Annotated in this window: 18 protein-coding genes; 6 read left to right on the top strand and 12 right to left on the bottom strand. The window is 65.4% G+C overall.

Annotation, left to right across the window (positions count from 1 at the left end; translation table 11 throughout):
* Position 1 precedes the first annotated feature (1 nt).
* Positions 2–1,411 (bottom strand): MFS transporter, encoded by a 1,410-nt coding sequence (locus tag D9V29_RS08335; protein ID WP_121672869.1) that lies wholly within the window; start codon positions 1,409–1,411, stop codon positions 2–4.
* Between the two features lie 5 nt (positions 1,412–1,416).
* The gene (locus tag D9V29_RS08330) at positions 1,417–1,842 is read right to left on the bottom strand and encodes a MarR family winged helix-turn-helix transcriptional regulator (protein ID WP_229790463.1); all 426 of its coding nucleotides are present in this window, start codon (positions 1,840–1,842) and stop codon (positions 1,417–1,419) included.
* 105 nt (positions 1,843–1,947) lie between these two features.
* Here D9V29_RS08330 and D9V29_RS08325 point away from each other — a divergent pair, with 105 nt between their 5' ends.
* Positions 1,948–2,823 (top strand): alpha/beta hydrolase, encoded by an 876-nt coding sequence (locus D9V29_RS08325; protein ID WP_121672867.1) that lies wholly within the window; start codon positions 1,948–1,950, stop codon positions 2,821–2,823.
* Between the two features lie 15 nt (positions 2,824–2,838).
* Here the strand turns inward: D9V29_RS08325 and D9V29_RS08320 are convergent, their stop codons facing one another.
* Positions 2,839–3,462 (bottom strand): histidine phosphatase family protein, encoded by a 624-nt coding sequence (locus D9V29_RS08320; RefSeq protein WP_121672866.1) that lies wholly within the window; start codon positions 3,460–3,462, stop codon positions 2,839–2,841.
* Positions 3,463–3,523: 61 nt separating this feature from the next.
* Between D9V29_RS08320 and lplAB the strand changes: the two genes are divergently transcribed.
* The 3 genes from lplAB to D9V29_RS08305 are packed head-to-tail and all read left to right on the top strand — an operon-like array spanning position 3,524 to position 6,380.
* Positions 3,524–4,573 carry a lipoate-protein ligase LplAB gene (gene lplAB / locus D9V29_RS08315; RefSeq protein WP_121672865.1) on the top strand — a complete coding sequence of 350 codons (1,050 nt, stop codon included), beginning with the start codon at positions 3,524–3,526 and terminating at the stop codon, positions 4,571–4,573.
* Positions 4,570–5,457 (top strand): DNA-methyltransferase, encoded by an 888-nt coding sequence (locus tag D9V29_RS08310; protein WP_220699936.1) that lies wholly within the window; start codon positions 4,570–4,572, stop codon positions 5,455–5,457. The genes lplAB and D9V29_RS08310 overlap by 4 nt, the downstream gene beginning before the upstream one ends.
* Positions 5,454–6,380, top strand: a complete 927-nt coding sequence (locus D9V29_RS08305; RefSeq protein WP_121672864.1) for an LLM class F420-dependent oxidoreductase — start codon at positions 5,454–5,456, stop codon at positions 6,378–6,380. The genes D9V29_RS08310 and D9V29_RS08305 overlap by 4 nt, the downstream gene beginning before the upstream one ends.
* A 147-nt stretch (positions 6,381–6,527) precedes the next feature.
* Here D9V29_RS08305 and sufU read toward each other — a convergent pair whose 3' ends face one another.
* The 7 genes from sufU to D9V29_RS08270 form a co-directional block, all read right to left on the bottom strand.
* Entirely contained in the window at positions 6,528–6,971 is a 444-nt protein-coding gene (gene sufU / locus D9V29_RS08300) for a Fe-S cluster assembly sulfur transfer protein SufU (RefSeq protein WP_121672863.1), read from the bottom strand.
* Positions 6,968–8,284 carry a cysteine desulfurase gene (locus D9V29_RS08295; protein ID WP_121672862.1) on the bottom strand — a complete coding sequence of 439 codons (1,317 nt, stop codon included), beginning with the start codon at positions 8,282–8,284 and terminating at the stop codon, positions 6,968–6,970. Before D9V29_RS08295 ends, sufU begins: the two co-directional genes overlap by 4 nt.
* A 160-nt stretch (positions 8,285–8,444) precedes the next feature.
* On the bottom strand, positions 8,445–9,455 hold the full coding sequence (locus D9V29_RS08290) for a LacI family DNA-binding transcriptional regulator (protein WP_121672861.1): 1,011 nt from the start codon (positions 9,453–9,455) through the stop codon (positions 8,445–8,447).
* Between the two features lie 30 nt (positions 9,456–9,485).
* On the bottom strand, positions 9,486–10,895 hold the full coding sequence (locus D9V29_RS08285; protein ID WP_121672860.1) for a GH1 family beta-glucosidase: 1,410 nt from the start codon (positions 10,893–10,895) through the stop codon (positions 9,486–9,488).
* The gene (locus tag D9V29_RS08280; protein WP_121672859.1) at positions 10,895–11,791 is read right to left on the bottom strand and encodes a carbohydrate ABC transporter permease; all 897 of its coding nucleotides are present in this window, start codon (positions 11,789–11,791) and stop codon (positions 10,895–10,897) included. Before D9V29_RS08280 ends, D9V29_RS08285 begins: the two co-directional genes overlap by 1 nt.
* The gene (locus D9V29_RS08275; RefSeq protein ID WP_121672858.1) at positions 11,788–12,939 is read right to left on the bottom strand and encodes a carbohydrate ABC transporter permease; all 1,152 of its coding nucleotides are present in this window, start codon (positions 12,937–12,939) and stop codon (positions 11,788–11,790) included. Before D9V29_RS08275 ends, D9V29_RS08280 begins: the two co-directional genes overlap by 4 nt.
* Positions 12,940–13,000: 61 nt before the next feature.
* On the bottom strand, positions 13,001–14,320 hold the full coding sequence (locus tag D9V29_RS08270) for an ABC transporter substrate-binding protein (protein ID WP_121673024.1): 1,320 nt from the start codon (positions 14,318–14,320) through the stop codon (positions 13,001–13,003).
* 193 nt (positions 14,321–14,513) lie between these two features.
* Here D9V29_RS08270 and D9V29_RS08265 point away from each other — a divergent pair, with 193 nt between their 5' ends.
* Both D9V29_RS08265 and D9V29_RS08260 read left to right on the top strand, forming a co-directional pair.
* Positions 14,514–15,443: an amidase domain-containing protein gene (locus D9V29_RS08265; protein ID WP_183084958.1), complete on the top strand. Its 930-nt coding sequence runs from the start codon at positions 14,514–14,516 to the stop codon at positions 15,441–15,443.
* 17 nt (positions 15,444–15,460) lie between these two features.
* Positions 15,461–16,141: an SGNH/GDSL hydrolase family protein gene (locus tag D9V29_RS08260; protein WP_121672856.1), complete on the top strand. Its 681-nt coding sequence runs from the start codon at positions 15,461–15,463 to the stop codon at positions 16,139–16,141.
* Positions 16,142–16,207: 66 nt separating this feature from the next.
* Here D9V29_RS08260 and pgm read toward each other — a convergent pair whose 3' ends face one another.
* Together pgm and D9V29_RS08250 are read right to left on the bottom strand one after the other, a co-directional pair.
* On the bottom strand, positions 16,208–17,827 hold the full coding sequence (gene pgm / locus D9V29_RS08255; RefSeq protein ID WP_121672855.1) for a phosphoglucomutase (alpha-D-glucose-1,6-bisphosphate-dependent): 1,620 nt from the start codon (positions 17,825–17,827) through the stop codon (positions 16,208–16,210).
* 41 nt (positions 17,828–17,868) lie between these two features.
* Positions 17,869–19,176, bottom strand: a complete 1,308-nt coding sequence (locus tag D9V29_RS08250) for an alpha/beta hydrolase (RefSeq protein ID WP_121672854.1) — start codon at positions 19,174–19,176, stop codon at positions 17,869–17,871.
* Positions 19,177–19,353 lie beyond the last annotated feature (177 nt).

Genomic DNA, 19,353 nt, shown 5'->3' with positions numbered 1-19,353 from the left:
GCTACCTGCGCGAGCTGGAGCCGTCCGCGTCGACGAGACGACGAGCATCCGCCTGCGGGCGCTGGCGCTGGACCTGTCCGGTGAGCGCCGGCAGCGAGATCGGCGACGTCATGGCGATCTGGTCCGAGAAGTCCTCGGGAACGATCGATGACACCGGCAGGGGCTTGCCCGCGTGCGTGACGACGAGGCGCCAGCGGGAGAGCGGGTGGCGCTCCAGGCGCAGACTCCTCGCGACAACGGCCCAGGTCAGGGCGAACACACACGCGATCGCGGCTGCGACACCGGCCGCAGCAAGCGCCCACCGCGGGCCCCACGCGTTAGCGATTCCTCCGACGATCGGCGCGCCGAACGGCGTGCCACCCATCAGCACCGCCATGTACAGCGCCATCACGCGACCGCGCACCGCGGCATCCGTCGTCGTCTGAACGAAAGCGTTGGCCGTCGTGAGCATGGTGACCGTGGCGAATCCGATGAAGATGAGGGCGGCTGCGAAGGTCCAGAAGGTCGGCATGACGGATGCCGTGAACGCCGCAATCGCGAACAAACCGACGGCAGCGATGATCACGCGCATGCGGGCCCGGTCCCGCCGGGCTGCGAGCAGGGCACCGGTGAGCGACCCGATCGCGAGGATGGATGAGAGCAGACCGTAGTCTCCGGCGCCTCCACCGAGCTCGACCGCCATCGTCGACGCGAAGATCGGGAAGTTCATGCCGAACGCGCCCATGATGAACACGATGATGAAAATCACACCGAGGTCGGGGCGTGACCGCACGTACCGGAATCCCTCCGCGAGCTGCCCGCGCTTGCGGGGTGCCCGCGGGTGCGATCGCAGCGAGCTCGTGCGCAGCTTGTAGAGCGCGAAGAGCACGGCGAGGAAGGTGAAGCCGTTGACGATGAAGACCCAGCCGGAGCCGATCGCGACGATCAGCAGGCCGGCGATGGCCGGGCCGATCATGCGCGCGGCGTTGAAGGATGCGGAGTTCAGCGCGACGGCGTTCGACATATTGTGCTCGTCGACGAGGTCAGAGACGAAGGTCTGGCGAGCAGGGCCGTCGACGGCGTTGACGATGCCGAGCAGGAGGGCGAAGACGTAGAGGTGCCAGAGTTCTGCGTGGCCGAGGAGCAGCAGGAGACCGAGGGCGACCCCGAGCAGCATGAGCACCGATTGGGTGATCATGAGGATCTTGCGGCGGTCGAACCGATCGGCGATGAGACCGGTGATCGGAACGAGCAGAAGCTGCGGCCCGAACTGCAGGGCCATCGTGATGCCGACGGCGACGGCATCGTTGTCGGTCAGGACGGTGAGCACCACCCAGCTCTGGGTGGTGGACTGCATCCACGCGCCGATGTTCGACACGAGCGCGCCGATGAACCACAACCGGTAGTTGTAGCTCGAGAGGGAACGGAACATTGCACTCACTGGGTGGCGAGTCTCCTCATCAGGTCTGCGGCTTTCGCCAGGGTTTCTCTGTCGGTGGGGTCAAGGGCGCGCAACTGGTGGTGGAGCCAGGCGTCTCGCTTCTTGACGGTTTCTTTCACGATTGCCGTACCGGCATCCGTCAGTTCGATGGTGACCCGGCGCTTGTCTGTGGCGTCGGTGACGCGGGTGAGGTACCCCGATTCCTCGAGGCAGTTCACCGTTCGGTTCATCGACGGGGCAGAGACGTGGTCTCGATCGGCCAGGCCGGTCAGGGTGTGGGGCCCGTGGGTGAACAGGCCGCCGAGTACGGAGAACTGGCCATCGCTGAGATCGTCGTTTGCGCGTTCGTTGCGAAGTCGGCGTGCCAGCCGGAAGGTTCCCATGCGCAGGTCTGCCGCCTGCTCCGCAATTGTTTTAGCCACGAGAAGCCAGTTTAGCAAATTAGTTAGCAAAGGTAAAGGTCTGATTAGCGAGGCTAACTAACGGTGTCCTCCGGCTGACGGTGGTGCTGCCACTACTCTGGGGAAATGACCGAAGACGATCAGACCGGGGCGGATGCCGCCTCCCCCGAAACCCGGACCCTCACCGATGCCCAGGGCGTCACGATCTACTACTACGTCTGGCCGGTGCGACAGCCGAAAGCGGTCATTCACCTGAGTCATGGCGTCGGAGAGCACGCCAGGCGTTATGCGGCGCTCGCCGCAGACCTCAACGCCGCCGGATACACCGTTGTCGCCGACGATCACCGGGGTCACGGGCAGACCGGCGTCAACCATCTCGGTATCGGCAAGCTCGGCGAGAGGCCCACGAAGACGGCGGTCGCGTCGGTGCAGCTCGTCGGCGAACACCTGCGCGAGGAGTACCGCGACTTTCCGCTCGTGTTGCTCGCCCACAGCTGGGGTTCGTTCATGGCGCAGAAGGTCATCAACCGCACGAGCATCTACGACGCCGTTGTGCTGAGCGGGTCGTCACTCTCCGTCCTGGGGGTGGTCGCAAGCGGCAATTACAACAAGAAATGGGCATCTCCGACGGCCACCGGGCTCGAGTGGCTCAGCCGTGACGAAGCTGTCTGGGAGGCGTTCGCTGCCGACGAGTACAACTTCGACGTCGCGGTGACTCCGGCGTGGACGACGGTGCAGGCGTTGACGTATCTCGGGCGTCCGCCGCGGTCGATGCCACGCGACATCCCGATGCTCATTCAGGGCGGCGCGCACGACCCGCTCGGCGGCACCCGCGGCCTGACACTGCTGCGCGACGCGTATGTGAGACGGGCGAGATTGAGCGACGTGACCCTGCACATCTACCCGGAGGCGAGGCACGAGATCTACAACGAGACGAACCGCGACGAGGTCATCGCCGACCTCGTCGAGTGGCTCGACGCGCACGTGACGCCGGGCGGCTGAGCGGATGCCGCCGGCTCAGTAGCGGTGCGCGGCTCCGTCTGCCGGAACGTTGAACGCGTACAGCCGCGCGGAGCCGGCTGTGTACTCGAGCGCCGTCACCGAGCAGTTCTGCACGGCGGGCATGAGCTCCCGGTAGCGGTTCGGGTCTGTGCCGAGCAGGTGGCAGAGCACGAGCCGGAGCGCAGTGCCATGGCACGACACGAGGACCCGGCCGTTCGGGAACGCCGCTTCGATCCGGTCGAACGCCCGCAGATACCGTGTGATGCCGTCGAGCCCGCGCTCGCCGCCTGGCAATACCTCTTCGGCGGGCCGGGCGATGAACGCATCGACAGCGGCGGAATGTTCGGGCCGCAACTCATCGAGAGTGCGACCCTCTCCGACGCCGAACCCGACCTCGGAGAGATCCGGGTCGGTTTCAACGATCTCGCCGATCGCCCGTGCGCTCGGTTCGGCCGTCATGACGGCTCTCTCGAGGGTCGACGAATAGACAGCGTCGAGCCGGGCGTCCGCCGACCACAGCGCAAGCGCCTCCGCCTGACGGAGGCCCTCATCGGTGAGCCCGACATCTGCCTTCCCCGCATACCGGTGCTCCGCGTGCCAGAAGGTTTCGCCGTGCCGGGCCAGGAAGAGAGTTGTCATGCTCCCATTGTGCGCCTGCTCCGCTCGAATCCGCGCCCACGCCCGCAGCTAGGCTGAACTCATGCATGGTGAGTATAAAGTTCCCGGCGGAAAGCTCGTCGTCGTAGACCTCGACGTCATCGACGGAAAGATAGCGAACTTCCGCCTCGCGGGCGACTTCTTTCTCGAGCCGGATTCCGCTCTCGACGACATCAACCGGGCCGTCGAAGGACTTCCGGCCGAAACGGATGCCGCGTCGCTGGCATCCGCTATCCGCCGCGGGCTTCCCGAAAGCGCGACGCTGCTCGGCTTCAGCCCGGAATCCGTCGGCACCGCGATCCGCCGGTCCCTCGCCGGCGCTGCGGACTGGAGAGATTTCGACTGGGAGCTGATCCACACCGATGCCGTTCCTCCCCGGGTTCACCTGGCGCTGGACGAGGTGCTCACCGCCGAAGTCGGCGCCGGCAGACGCGGACCCACGCTCCGGATCTGGGAGTGGGACGAATCGGCGGTCGTGCTCGGGAGCTTCCAGTCGGTGAAGAACGAGGTCGACGTCGAGCAGACGGCGGCGAACGGGTTCGAGGTCGTCCGCCGGATCTCGGGTGGTGGTGCGATGCTCATGAAGAAGGGGCAGGTGATCACCTACTCGCTCTACGTGCCAGCCGAACTCGTGCAGGGAATGACCTTCGCCGACAGTTACGCCTACCTCGACGACTGGGTACTCACCGCGCTGCAGTCGCTCGGAATCGACGCGAGCTACCAGCCGCTCAACGACATCACGAGCCCGGCAGGAAAGATCGGCGGTGCCGCCCAGAAGCGGCTCGGCAGCGGCGCCGTTCTGCACCACGTCACCATGAGCTATGACATGGATGGGGAGCTCATGGCGCGGGTCCTCCGGATCGGTCGTGAGAAGCTCAGTGACAAGGGCACCAAGTCTGCCGCCAAGCGGGTCGACCCCCTCCGGAGCCAGACCGGACTCACCCGTGCCGAGATCATCGAGCGGATGAAGGACACCTTCGTGAGCCTCACCGGTGCTCACGCCGGCAACATAACACCCGAGGAATATGCGGCGGCCGAAGCCCTCGCGGAGTCCAAGTTCGCCTCGCCGGCCTGGCTGAACCGGGTGCCGTGAGCGACGACCCCGGTGTCCCCAACGGCCACGTCGTGTACTTCGGTGACAATCTGGAGATCCTGCCGACCCTCCCGGATGAATCGGTCACCCTCATCTACATCGACCCTCCGTTCAACACCGGTCGGCAGCAGAAGCGTCACGAGACGAGCAGCGTTCGCTCGGAGCCGGGCACCGCGGGCACCGTCGGTTTCAAAGGCCAGAGCTATGAGCGGATCCGCGGCGCGCTGAAACGCTATGACGACGCGTTCGACGACTACTGGGCGTTTCTCGAACCGCGGCTCGTCGAGGCATGGAGGCTCCTCGCCGACGACGGCACGCTCTACCTTCACCTCGACTACCGTGAAGCGCACTATGCCAAGGTTCTCCTCGACGCCATCTTCGGCCGCGATTCGTTCCTCAACGAGCTCATCTGGGCGTATGACTACGGCGCGAAGTCGAGGAGCCGCTGGCCGACGAAGCACGACACGATCCTCGTCTACGTCAAGAACCCCAAGCGGTACTACTTCGATTCGGATGCCGTCGATCGCGAACCGTACATGGCGCCCGGCCTGGTCACCGCTGAGAAAGCGGAGCGGGGCAAGCTGCCGACCGACGTCTGGTGGCACACGATCGTGTCGCCGACCGGCAAGGAGAAGACCGGATACCCTACTCAGAAGCCGATCGGTGTCCTGCGGCGGATCATCCAGGCGTCGAGCCGCGAGGGTGACCTCGTGCTCGACTTCTTCGCCGGAAGCGGCACCACAGGTGCTGTCGCCGCCGCGCTCGGCCGGCGATTCACCCTCATCGACCAGAACCCAGAAGCACTGTCCGTGATGCAGAAGCGCCTCGACGGCCTCCCCGTCGAGTGGCGTTCAGCTCCTCCCGTGGAAGGAACCACCCCATGAAATTCCGGATCTTCACCGAGCCCCAGCAGGGCGCGAGCTACGATGACCTCCTCGCCGTCGCCCAGGCGTCCGAGCGACTCGGCTTCGACGCGTTCTTCCGCAGCGACCACTACATGCTCATGGGGGATCACTTCTCGGGGCTGCCTGGGCCGACCGATGCATGGACGTCGCTCGCCGGACTCGCTCGCGAGACCACGAGCATCCGTCTGGGCACCTTAGTGTCGAGCGTGACCTACCGGCCGCCGGGAATTCTCGCGATCCAGGTGGCGCAAGTCGACGCGATGTCGAACGGGCGCGTCGAGCTCGGGCTCGGCACCGGCTGGTTCGAAGAGGAACATGCCGCTTACGGCATACCGTTCCCGCCGAAACGATTCGGGATGCTCGAGGAGCAACTCGAGATCGTCACCGGCCTGTTCGGGACCCTGGTCGGCGACACCTATTCATTCACAGGCAAGCACTACTCCCTGACCGATTCGCCCGCACTGCCGAAGCCCGTGCAGTCGCGGCTGCCGATCATCGTCGGAGGCGGGGGTCCGAAGCGTACCCCGGCTCTCGCCGCGCGGTTCGCCACCGAGTTCAACCTGCCGTTCGTGCCGTTCGATCAGATCCGCGGCAAATTCGCCGGCGTCCGAGACGCATGTGAGGCGATCGAGCGCGACCCGAACGAGCTCGTCTACTCGGCGGCATTCGTCGCCGCGGCCGGTGCCGACGAGGCGGAGTACGTGCGCCGGGCGGGAGCGATCGGCCGGGAGCCTGGCGAACTGCGCGAGAACGGTCTCGCGGGTACGCCGTCGGAGATCGTCGACCGGCTCGGCGCCCTGCAGGAGGACGGCGTCGAAACCGTGTACCTGCAGATCCTCGACCTCAGCGACCTCGAGCACCTCGAGTTCCTGGCGGCGGAGGTCGTGCCGCAGGTCGGCTAGCGCGTACGTTCAACAGGTGCGGTGGCCGAAAAGTGGCCATTTGCGCCTGTTGAGCGCGCACGCTGACCACATGCGCCTGTTGAGCGAGCAACGAGCGCTCGTTCCGCGCCGGCAGCACCTCGCATGATTACGCGTGCGGCCAGGTTCCTACGCGTCGAGCTGCGCGAGGTCTGCCTCGAGCGCGACCCACGCGAGCATTGCGCACTTGACCCGGGCGACGTACTTCGAGACGCCCTCGAGCACGATCGCGTCGCCGAGCAACTCGTCGTCGTCGTCGATGCCGGCGCCGCGGGAGTGCATGAGCTCACGGAACAGTGCGATCCGCTGCCGGGCGTCTCCGAGTGAGAGGCCGGGTGCGAGATCGGTGAGGAGTGATGCGGATGCCATGGAGATGGAGCATCCGGCTCCTTCCCACGTGACAGACGAAATGACTCCGTCGCTCACGTGAAGCTGAAGGGTGAGTTCGTCTCCACAGGTCGGGTTCACCTGGTGGCTCGAGGCGTCGGCATCCGGTTGGAGCCCGAAGCCGTGCTTCTCGCGGGAGTGGTCGAGAATCACCTGCTGGTACAGGCCGGCGAGGTCACCGCTCATGATGCGACTCCGAAGAACGAGCGCACGGCGCCCATGCCGTCAATCACGGCGTCGACGTCTGCGGTGGTGTTGTAGAGGTAGGCGCTCGCTCGCGTCGACGCGGTCACGCCGAAGCGGCGGTGAAGCGGTTGTGCACAGTGGTGGCCGACGCGCACGGCGATGCCCCTGTCGTCCAGGAACTGGCCGACATCGTGGGCGTGGACACCATCGACGTCGACGCTCGCGAGCCCCGCGCGGTGAACGCCGACTCCCGGTCCGAGCACTCGAACACCGGGCAGGGCGCTGAATCCCTCGACGAGCCGCGCACCGAGGTGCGACTCCCAGGCTTCGATCCGGTCGACTCCGACAGCCGTGAGGTAGTCGATCGCGGCGGCGAGGGCGATCGCCTGCGACACCTTCTGCGTGCCTGCTTCGAAGCGTTGCGGAGCCGGCAGGTATCCGGATGAGTCGAGTGTCACGGTCGTGATCATCGAACCGCCCGTGAGGAACGGCGGTAGGGCGTCGAGCAGCTCGGAGCGACCGTACAGCACGCCGATGCCCGTCGGAGCGAGCATCTTGTGACCGGAGAACACGGCGAAGTCAACGTCGAGCGCGGCCAGATCGAGAACACGGTGCGGCGCGGACTGGCACGCGTCGAGGACGACGAGGGCGCCGCCGTCGTGCGCGAGGCGCACGAGCTCCTCGACCGGGTTGATCACACCGGTCACATTCGAGACATGGGTGAAGGCCACGAGTTTCGTGCGCGATCCGATCATGCGCACGGCTTCGTCCATGCGGAGAGCGCCGTCATCGTCGACGGGGATGTGCCGCAGCGTGGCACCGGTTCGTGCGGCGAGTTCCTGCCACGGCACGAGGTTGGCATGGTGTTCGCCCTCGGTGGTGACGATCTCGTCGCCCTCGCGGAGAACGAAGCGAGCGGCATCCGCCCCACCGCGACCGATGCTCGCGTTCGACATCCCGTACGCGATGAGGTTGAGGCCCTCGGTAGCGTTCGACGTCCACACGATCTCGTTCTCGCGAGCCCCGACGAAGCGCGCGACCGTGGCGCGGGCGTTCTCGAACAACTCGGTGGCGTTCGCGGCGAGGGTGTGGGCACCGCGGTGCACGGCTGAGTTGTCGTGCTCGTAGAACGAACGCTCGGCGTCGAGCACGCTCGCCGGTTTCTGCGACGTGGCACCCGAGTCCAGATAGATGAGCTCGTGCCCGTTCACCTGCTGCTTCAGTGCAGGGAAGTCCCGGCGCAGAAGGAGCACCTCGGCGTCGGTCAGCGGCGTGGTGTCCAGCGCTGTCGTCGTGTCGGTGGGGTGGGGCATTGCACAACTCGCGATCTGTCTGGAAGGAACGGACGTCGCCGGGCGAAAAGCATCCGTTGTCCCTGGCGTCCACCTGTATCAAGCGGAGGGGAACGCGGGGTATTCCTATTGTCCTGTGCGCGGCTGGGAATGCTCAACCACGATCCGCGGACGGATGCCGTCAGGCTGATTCGCGCAGGACGAGTCGCGTGGGCATGATCGTTGCCCGGTCGACCTCTTCGCCGTCGATGAGCCGCACGATGATTTCTGCCATCTTCGCGCCCATTTCGACGGGAGCCTGGTTCACCGTGGTGAGCGTCGGGCTGACCGTCGCCGCGTAGCGGTCGTCGTCGTAGCCGACAACGGCGATGTCGCCCGGTATGGACAGCCCGGCCTCGCGGATCACCGCGTAGGCGCCCGCGGCGAGCTGGTCGCTGAACGCGAACAGCCCGTCGATGGGCACGCCGCGTGCGAGGATCCGACGCATCGCAGCAGCACCGTCGTCGGGTGAATAGTCACCGTATTCGACGAGAGAATCGTCGAGACCGGCGGATGCCATGGCATCCCGCCAGCCACGAAGACGGTCGAGACCGGGGGGCATGTCCTGCGGGCCAGCGATCGTGGCGATGGAGCGGCATCCGCGCCCGATCAGGTGCTCGGTGGCGACGCGGGCGCCAGATACGTTGTCGACGTCGACGTAATGGCCGAGGGTCGAGTCCCGGCTGATCGGCCGCCCACCGAACACGATCGGGAGCTTCTGCCCCAGATCGGTGTAGGAGTGGTCGCCGGAGTGGTGCGACACCACGAGTGCCCCGTCGACGTTGCCGCCGAGGAGGTAGCGCCTCGTCTTGTCGGACTTGGTCTCCGACGCGATGAGGAGGTTGAGCGTGTAGTCGGTCTCCGCGAGGTGGAGCGCGACGCCCTGCACCACCGATGCGAAGAACGGGTCGGCGAAGACCTTCGCCGTCGACTCCGGCACGACGAGCGCGATGACCTGGGTCTTTCGGCTCGCGAGCGAGCGCGCGGCGCGGTTCGGCACGTAGTTCAGTTCGGCGATCGCCGAATGGACGATCGCCGCCACCTCAGCGGTGACCTTGGGGGAGGCGTTGACGACGCGCGATACCGTCGCCCGGGAAACCCCGGCACGCGCGGCGACCATCTCCAGTGTCGGAGACTGCGACTGAATGCTCATCGTCTCCACCTTCCCCTCAACGGCACCACTCTATTGCGCCAGTGCGCCGTTTTTCGCCTCAGCGATGATTCCCGCGTAGGCCAGTCCGGAGTCCTTGATCGTCCGCTCCTGGGTGTCGTAGTCGACCCGGACGATGCCGAACCGCTTGTCGTAGCCCCACGACCACTCGAAGTTGTCGAGAAGTGACCAGACGAAGTAGCCGCGAACGTCAGCGCCGTCAGCGATCGCATCCGACACCGCCTGCACGTGGTCGACGACGTACTGGGTGCGCTCGGGGTCGTGGACGTGGCCGTCCTCCGAGAGGACGTCTTCGTACGCGGAGCCGTTCTCGGTGACGAACAGCGGAGGCATGTTCGGATACTCCTTGCCGAGGCGAACGAGGAGCTTGTGCAGTCCGGACGGGTTCACCTCCCAGTTCATCGCCGTGCGCGGCAGGCCCCGACTCGGGAAGGTGATGTACTCGGAACCGATCCAGCACGAACGGATGTCACGCTCGGTCGCGCCGGAGTGGCCGTCGGTTCCCGAGTCATCCGGGTGACCGGAGACCTGGTCGTCGTGATAGTGGTTCACGCCCAGGAAGTCGATCTTCGTTCCGATGATCTCCATGTCGCCGGGCTGGATCAGCTCGCGCAGTCCGAACTGTTCGAGGTCGCTCAACGCGTCCTCGGGGTACGCGCCGGTGACGATCGGGTCGAGGAAGACCCGGTTCTGCAACACGTCGAAGCGGCGGGCGGCCTCGACGTCGACGGGATCGTCGGCGTCGAGCGGGATCGCGTTCGACAGGTTGAGCGTGATGCCGATCTGCTCGGCACCGAGTTCGCGCAGCCGGTTCACGGCGAGACCGTGGCCGAGGTGCTGGTGATGGATCGCGGCGACCGCCTTCGCCGGGTCCTGGACGCCGGGAGCGTGAACGCCCGATGCGTAGCCGAGAAGCGAGGAGCAGAACGGTTCGTTGAACGTCGTCCAGTTCTTCACCCGGTCACCGAGGGTGCCGTACACGGTCTCCGCGTAGTCGGCGAAGCGGTGCGCAGTGTCGCGGTTCGCCCAGCCGCCCTTCTCCTCGAGCGCTTGCGGAAGGTCCCAGTGGTACAGGGTCAGCCACGGCAGGATGCCGGCTCCGAGCAGTTCGTCGACGAGGCGCGAGTAGAAGTCGAGGCCTTCGGGGTTCGGCTGCCGGTCACCGGGAACGACGCGTGCCCAGCTCGTGGAGAAGCGGTACGAGTCGAGCCCGAGCTCCTTCATAATGGCGACGTCTGAGGCGTAGCGGTTGTAGTGGTCGACGGCGACCTCGAGGTTGTCGCCCTTCGCGACGGCCCCGGGAACGCGAGCGAAAGCATCCCAGATCGAATCCTCTTTGCCGCCTTCGTGGCCGGCGCCTTCGACCTGGGCCGCAGCGGTTGCCGACCCCCAGATGAACGTTGGGGGGAAGTTAATAGTCATTAACCCTTCACTGCTCCTTGCATGATGCCTGAAATGAGTTGCTTACCTGCCACGATAAAGAGAAGAAGCAGGGGAATTGTAGCCATGATGGCTCCCGCGAGAACGATGGAGTAATCAACGTACCGTGCGGACTGCAGCTGGCTCAGGGCCGTCTGCAGAGTCGGGTTGCCGGCGTTGAGCACGATCAGCGGCCAGAGGAAGTCCGTCCAGGCCGTCATGAAGGTGAACAGTCCGAGGATCGCCATAGCGGGTCGGGCGGCAGGGACAGCGACATGCCAGAACGTCGAGATCATGTTCGCACCGTCCATGCGGGCCGCCTCGAGGAGTTCGTCCGGGATGACGTCGATGAGGTACTGGCGCATGAAGAACACACCGAATGCCGTGACGAGGGTCGGGATGATCACGGCGCCGATTTCGCCGGTCCAGCCGAGGGTGCGCATCACCATGAACAACGGGATGATTCCGAGCTGGGTCGGGATCGCCATCGTCGCGATGACGAACACCATGAGTCCGTCGCGGCCCTTGAACCTGAGCTTCGCGAAGGCGTAGCCGGCGAGAGTCGAGAACGTGATGACCGAGATGGTGATGATGCTCGAGATGAGCACGCTGTTGCCGAGCGCGAGCCAGAACGGAACGGTGTCGAAGACCTCGCCGACGTTCTTCCAGAAGTTGCCACCAGGAAGAAGTGGAGGCCAGGTCGACCCGAACGCCGTGTTGTCGCGGGATCCCATCACGAACGACCACCACAGGGGATACGCCGAGGAGAGGAAGAACACGCCGAGGAGCGAATAGGTCAGCCAACCGGGCCGCTTGTCGATTCCGTAGAACTTCGCCTTTCGCCGCGTGGGGAGGCTCTCACGAGTCTCCGTCGGGCGGGTGAGTGTGTTCGCGCTCATCGGGTGCTCCCTTCTTCTGTCGATGCGGACGGTTCGGGGCTGTCGGCGGGGCCTGGCACAGGGACGGTCTCCGAGAGAACGGATGCCGCGGTGCCCGCACGAACGCCGTCGCGCGCCTGGCGCTGGCGCATCCTGAGCAGGCGGCGCTGCGAGCGGGCTTTCGCTCCTCGCCCTTCCGCGGTAGCGATGCTCCGCGAGAGCAGGAAGTTGATCAGACCGAAGATCACGATGAGCAGGAACAACAGCCAGGCGATCGCTGATGCCTTGCCGAAGTTCTGGCGGAAGAACGCCATCTCCCACAGGTACAGCACCGTGGTCTGGAACTGACGCTGAGATCCACCCGCGGTCACCGGGTCGAACAGGCGTGGTTCGGTGAAGATCTGCAGTCCACCGATGGTCGCCGTGATGATGACGAAGATCATTGTCGGGCGGATCGATGGAAGCGTGATGCTGAAGAATCGGCGGGTCGCGCCTGCGCCATCGAGTGCGGCAGATTCGTGGATGTCACGGGGCACCGACTGCATCGCTGCCAGAAGGATGAGGGCGTTGTACCCGGTCCAGCGCCAGTTGACCATGGTCGCGATCGCGATGTGGCTCGGCAGGGTTTCGTTCTGCCACATGATCGGATCGATTCCGAAGCTCACGAGGATGTTGTTGATGAGGCCGTAATTCTCGCCGAACACATTCGAGAAGATCATCGCAACGGCGACGGGGGTGACGACGTACGGCAGCAGGATGCTCATACGCCAGAAGGTCTTCGCCCGGAGATTCTGGTCGAGCACGGCGGCGATGATGACGGCGGCGATGAGCTGCGGGATGGTCGAGAGGAAGAAGATGCTGACCGTGTTGAACAGCGAATTCCAGAAGTACCGGTCGCCGAGGACGGCGGTGAAGTTGGCCAGGCCCACGAAGTCGCCCTGGCCCTTGAGAGTGTGCCATTCGTAGAGCGAGACGACGAACGTGTAGATGAGGGGGAAGAGCCCGACGATGGCAAAGAGGATGAAGAAGGGGGCGACGTAGAAGTACGGGGAGGCCTTGTGATCGAAGGCGCTCAGCCGATGCTTCAGTGAGATCGGCGCTTTGGCTGTCGTTCGCGGCGTGCCGGGAGAGGAATTCTCGACCGGCGGCCTGTTCAGTGTGCTTGTCATGTTCTCGCGTCCAGATCGGAGGCTCCCGGGATTCCTCCCGGGAGCCTCTCGGTTGGTGTTCCTAGTTGTTGACGACCAGGTCGTTGAGGAGCTGGAGAGCCTGGTCCCAGGCCTCGTCAGCGCTCTTCGTCTTGCCGGTGTCGAGGTTCTTCAACGGTGGTCCGAAAACGTTCTCCTGGATGAGCGAGTCGTGGGGACCCTTGAACTGGGCGACAACACCTTCGGCGCGGGAGGCGAGGATCGCTCCGGTCGGGGCGTTGTTGAACAACTCGTTCGGAGTCGCATCTTCTGCAAGCTTCTCCTGGGCCTCGATGGTGCTCGGGAAGTTACCCGCCGCAGCGGACTGCTTGACCTGCTGCTCGGGGTCGGTCAGCCACTTGGCGAGTTCTGCTGCTTCCTCGGGGTGATCCGACGTGGCTGGCACCGAGAGGAATGCGCCGCCCCAGTTGGCTGCGCCACCGGGGAAGACGTCAGCGAAGTCCCAGCCGGTCGAGGCGTCGCCGCCGCCGGACTCGAGGGACCCCTTCACGTTTCCGAGCATCCAGCCCGGGCACACCATGGTGGCGAAGGATCCGTCAACGAATCCCTTGCCCTTGCCCCAGACCCAGGGCTCCTGGTTGGCGGACAGGCCGTTGCCAATTGCTCCAGCGAGCTGGTCGAACTTGGCGCGCATGTCTGCGTTGCCCTCGACGTTCAGTTCGCCGTCCTTGGTGTAGTAGCCCTCTTCCATCTGGTTGACCATGGCGTTCCAGACGAATCCGGACTGGTCGTACCAGGCCTTGCCTGTTGCCTTCTTGTACTGTTCTCCGACCTCGAAGTACTTCTCCCACGAGGCGTCGTCTCCACCGAGGAGCTCGGCGACGGACTCGCGGTCGCTCGGCAGGCCGGCGGCTTCGAAGAGCTTTCCGTTGTAGCAGAGGCCCTGCGGGCCGATGTCGGTGCCGAAGCCGATGACACGGCCGTCGGGGTCGATGCTCTGCTCGTACTTCCAGGGGACCCAGTTGTCCTTGACGTCCTCTGCTCCATATTCGTTGAGGTCGACGAACTTGTCGGAGACGTCCATGATCTGCCCGAGCCAGCCCTCTTCGATGGCGACGACGTCGCTGAGGCCGGATCCGGCGGCGATCTTGGTGAAGACATCGGTACGGGCGTTGCCGCCGGTGTCGATGTTCTCCGCCTTGATCGTGATGTTCGGGTTGGCCTTCTCGTACTCCTTGTAGAGCTCGTCGTAGCCGAAGGTTCCGAAGGTGGTGATGGACAATTCGATTTTCTCGTCACCGGAGCTGGCGGCGCCTTGCGAGGCGCAACCGGTGGCGAGGAGGGCGAAGGCTGCAGCGCCGGCGATGCCGGTCGTGAGCTTGGTGCGGCGTGAGAAAGTCACGGTCACTCCTTTGTGTGCGTGGGCTGGTCAGTGGCTCCATGAGAGCGCTCTCATTTAGCTGCGTGAGAGCGCTCTCACGAATTAGAGGACAAGCTACGGTGTGGAAAGGCTTGTTGTCAAGTGAGTCATCAGGATCTGTTCACATGCCTGACCTACCATGGGAGTTCACCGCCGTCATTCCGAAGGATTTTTCGTGTCGAGTAGCACCCGTCGTCCCGCCAGCCTTCGGGTTCGCACCCGCCGTCTCGCGGCCGTCGCGCTCGTCTCGAGTTCCGCGCTTCTTTGGGTCGGATGCTCCGCCTCCACGTCGCCGACCGGCTCGCGCCCTCAACCGTCCAGCACGTCGACACCGACCGAGGTGGCAGCGGTCACGGCCATCTCGCCGGCATCCGGTTCAGTCACTGGCGGAACGACTCTGACGATTTCCGGGACCGCGCTCGACGAGGTCACAAGCGTCACGATCGGCGGCGTACCCGCGACAGACGTGGTCGTCACCGACGACGGCACGGTCACCGCCGTCGCTCCTGCTGCGCTCGACTTCCAGCCCGCTGACGCCGCGATCGTCGTCGCTGCCGGCGAGGCAGCCGTGCCGCAGGCGGAGCCGCTGACCTACGCTTACGCGGTCGAAACGCCGCTCGACAAGCAGATGTCCTACGCCCTCAGGCACTGGGACGAATACAACTCGGCCGAGTGGGGGAACCTCAACTCCGTCGGTGGCGATTGCGCCAACTTCGTCAGCCAGACGCTCATCCAGCGGGGCTGGGTGCAGAACGACACCTGGTTCAACAGGAACGCGGCCGCCACGCTCGCTGACTGGAGCCCGGCCTGGGGTTACGTGCCGGCGATGCACGACTGGTTCGCGAGCGACAACGGTCCTGACGTCACGCGGCTGACCCTCGACCAGCGAGACCAGGTCAAGATCGGCGACATCGGCATGTTCGACTGGAACAACAACGACATTCCTGACCACGTCATGCTCGTGTCGAGCGTTGCGGTCGTCGATGGCGTCACCAAAATCGGGTTCGCCAGCCACAACCTCGATGGCCCATACCGCGACCTCGACGTTGCGATCACCGATGAGCATCCGGGCGGAAACGCCTGGTTCTGGAGTGTTCCGGCCTAGCGGGTTACTGTCGGAGCATGTCGGCGTTTTCCCTTCCACGAGTCCTGGCCGCCGCCGGTCTCGTCCTCGCTTTGCCCGCTCTCGCCGGCTGTTCGACGAGCGTTCCCGCAGTCGATCCCGTGGCATCCGCTTCACCCGGTCAACCCGTCGCTGCGTTTTACGGCGATTCGTACACGCGTGGAACGGGAGCGAGCGACCCGGCGTTGCGCTGGTCCTCGCGAATCTGTGAGGAGCGTGGCTGGGCAGAGCTGAACCCGAGCGTGGACGGCCTCGGCTACGTGATCAATCGCGGTCTGATCGGGGAGGACCTCGTCGAAGCCATCGTGGCTGAGGAGCCCGACATCGTGATCGTCACGATGGGCCTCAACGACAACTTCGCCATGCCCGACCGTGCCGCCGAGCTTGAGGAGGCAATCCGTGACGATCTCGCGACGTTCGCGGAGGAGCTTCCCGACGCACGGTTGATCGTTGTCGAACCGTTCTGGCACCTCGACGAGCGCCCGGCGTCGGTCGGCACCATCAACGACTGGGTCGAGAGTGCTGCCCAGGATGTCGGGGCCGATTACATCACCGGAGCGTCAGAGTGGATGGCGGGTCACCCCGAGTGGTTGTCCATTGACGGCGTTCACCCGAACGACGAGGGGTACGCCGCGATCGCCACCCGGATGGACGAGGAGCTCACGAAGCTGGGCCTCTGACGCTAGTTGCCCACTTCGGCGGGTGCGGACGCCCGCGGACCCGTCAGAGTGGGCAACTCGGGGGTCTCAAGCGCCCAGAGCCTCGTCGACGATCCGCTTTGCCTCAGCCTGGACCTGCTTGAGGTGGTCAGGCCCACGGAACGACTCGGCGTAGATCTTGTACACGTCTTCCGTTCCGCTCGGGCGGGCCGCGAACCAGGCGTTCTCGGTCACGACCTTCACGCCGCCGACGGCTGCACCGTTACCGGGTGCCTTGCTGAGCTTCGCGAGAATCGGGTCGCCGGCGAGTTCCGTCGCTGTGATGGCGTCGCCGTCGAGCTTGCCGAGCGCCGCTTTCTGCGCGGGAGTTGCCGCTGCGTCGACGCGCTCGTAGACCGGGTCGCCGAACTCTTCGGTCAGTTCCCGGTACCGCTGGGACGGAGTCTTTCCGGTGACGGCGAGGATCTCGGCTGCGAGCAGGCAGAGCAGGATCCCGTCCTTGTCCGTGGTCCAGACCGTGCCGTCCTTGCGCAGGAAGCTGGCGCCGGCACTCTCTTCACCACCGAAGGCGACCGTGCCGTCGAGGAGCCCGGGGACGAACCATTTGAACCCGACCGGAACCTCTTCGAGCCGGCGACCGAGCGACTCGGCGACCCGGTCGATGATCGAACTGGAGACGAGCGTCTTGCCGATCGCGGCATCCGCTGACCATCCCGACCGATTGCGGTACAGGTAGTCGATCGCGACGGCGAGGAAGTGGTTCGGGTTCATCAGGCCCGCGTCCGGGGTGACGATGCCGTGCCGGTCGGAGTCCGCATCATTGCCGGTGAGGATGTCGTAGTCGTTCCTGTGGGCGAGAACGGATGCCATCGCCGACGGCGACGACGGATCCATGCGGATCTTGCCGTCCCAGTCGAGCGTCATGAATCGCCAGGTCGGGTCGACGCGCGGGTTCACAACGGTGAGGTTCAGGCTGTACCGATCGGCGATCGCCTGCCAATAGCTGACGCTTGCGCCACCGAGGGGGTCGGCGCCGATGCGGATGCCCGAGTCGCGGATCGCGTCCATGTCGATGATGTTCGCGAGGTCGTCGACGTAGTGGGAGCGGAAGTCGTACGTCTCGACAGCGCTCGGCTCGGCCATTTTCACGTCGATGAGCCCGGCTTCGATGATCTCGTTGGCGCGGTTCGCGATCCAGCTCGTCGCGTCGCTGTCTGCCGGCCCGCCGTGCGGCGGGTTGTACTTGAAGCCGCCGTCGCCCGGCGGGTTGTGGCTCGGCGTGACGACGATGCCGTCAGCCTCGTCGGTGGCGCCCGAGCGGTTCCAGGCGAGGATCGCATGGCTGAGGGCGGGTGTCGGTACGAAGTCGTCGAACTCGTCGACGAGTACGCGCACGTCGTTGCCGACGAGGACCTTGAGTGCCGTGGTCTGGGCGGGGTGGCTGAGCGCGTGTGTGTCAGAACCGATGAACAGGGGGCCTGTGATGCCCTGGTCAGCGCGATATTCGACGATCGCCTGTGTCGTCGCTGCGATGTGGTGCTCGTTGAACGCGGTGTTGAACGACGAGCCACGGTGGCCGGAGGTGCCGAACACCACCCGCTGCTCCGGGATCGATACGTCCGGTTTCAACTCGAAATAGGCCTCGAGGAGGGCGGGGACATCGATGAGGTCGGACTCAGCTGCTGGGGTTCCTGCGCGGTCAGTCATGCCCCCATTGTGGCACCCGGGGACGCGGCGCGGTCAGGGATTTACTTACCGGCAGCGGCGACGATAGTGGAGTCCTCGAGCGGGGTCGGCACGAGCGGGGCGAGAGGACCCCGGTGACCGGTCGCAATCATCCGGATGCCGTAGAGGCTTTCCGTTCCGTCGCCGAGGTATTTCTCGGCGTCGGTGTGGTCATCGGAGCCGACGACGTCATGGGCGCGGACCGCTGTGAGCACCGTTCCGTCGTCGAGCACGGTGCCGTTGCTGCTGAACAACTGCGCGCCCCACTCGGCCGATGCCGGGTTTGCGCGCCCCGACCAGAACTGGCCGCTTCCGGCGATTCCATCGCCCATGGCTTCTGAGGCATATACCGATTCGGGCGGGAGGTGGAGATCGTCAAGACGGATGTTTGCCGGGACTCCAGCCGAACCGATCATCACGAATGCGTCGACGCCGTGGGCGCCGCCGGCGAGTGCGATGGCGGCGGTTGTCGAGCCGTAGGAGTGGGCGAGGAGAGTCAGTTCGGACGGCACACCCGAGACGTCTCGAACAGCCGCATACCCGTCGAGGTCGGCAGCAAGGCGCACGGCACCGGCCTCGGCATGTCCTGTCGACACCGTGTCGACCGGCCCGGGACTTTCGTAGCCGACCCACAGCACCGCAGCGCTGTCCGCCGATGCCTGCTGGATCCGGGTGACGCCTCGAAGAAGGTCCTCCGCCTCACGCACGCTGCTGTTCATCCCGGGAACAAAGAAGGTGGTGTAGCGCGCGGCATCGAGGTCGCCGACGGCGATTGCTGCGAGCGGAGGGCCGTCCACCGAGAGGTCGAGGCTGACCAGGTACCGCCGAGTTGCGGTCTCCTGCCCAGGGGCGAACAGCCGGAGGAGTACCTCAAACGATTCCACGCGAGCGGATGCCTCGGCCGCGACCCTGGCGGACGATGCGGACGCCGAAGGGGAGTTCAGCTGCGCCAGCGCGCGCCGCTCGTCTGCCTCGGCAAGAACCAGGGAGCTGCCGAGGCGTCGCACGTTCGCGCGGTCCCGATCGGCGTAACTCGCGCCGTCGAGATTGCCGATGACATCCGCTCTCTCGTGGATCAGGTCGGTGATGAACAAGCGCGGGAGAGTGCTCCACAGGGTTGCCACCGTCAACGGTGGAAGAGCGGCGAGCAGTTCGGCTGCAGCCGCCGGGCGGCCAGCGAACTGAGCCGCAAGTTCAACACCGGTGGTGGGAACGGTTTCGGCCGTCGTGATCGGTGAGGGAGCGGTGTCCGGCATGACGGTGGTCTCGAGGAACCCGAGGCCGGCTGCTCCGACGGCGAAGGCTGTCGCAGCGCCGCCGACGGCATGCAAAACCGGGGAGATACGGCGTGAAACCGTCCCCCGAGCTGCCCCCCATAAACCCACCGAGTCCCACCCTCAGTCCCGCGACGCCCGAATGTCGCCCCCATCAGCGAGAAGTCGCTGACTGGACACTGAATACTGTAGTGGGTGAGTGCTCTTGACGACACTCCCCGTTCGGGCGCGACC

This window comes from Mycetocola manganoxydans, assembly GCF_003667545.1.
GTDB classification, from domain to species: Bacteria; Actinomycetota; Actinomycetes; order Actinomycetales; family Microbacteriaceae; genus Mycetocola_A; species Mycetocola_A manganoxydans.
This window is presented reverse-complemented; position numbering and strand designations above follow the sequence as displayed.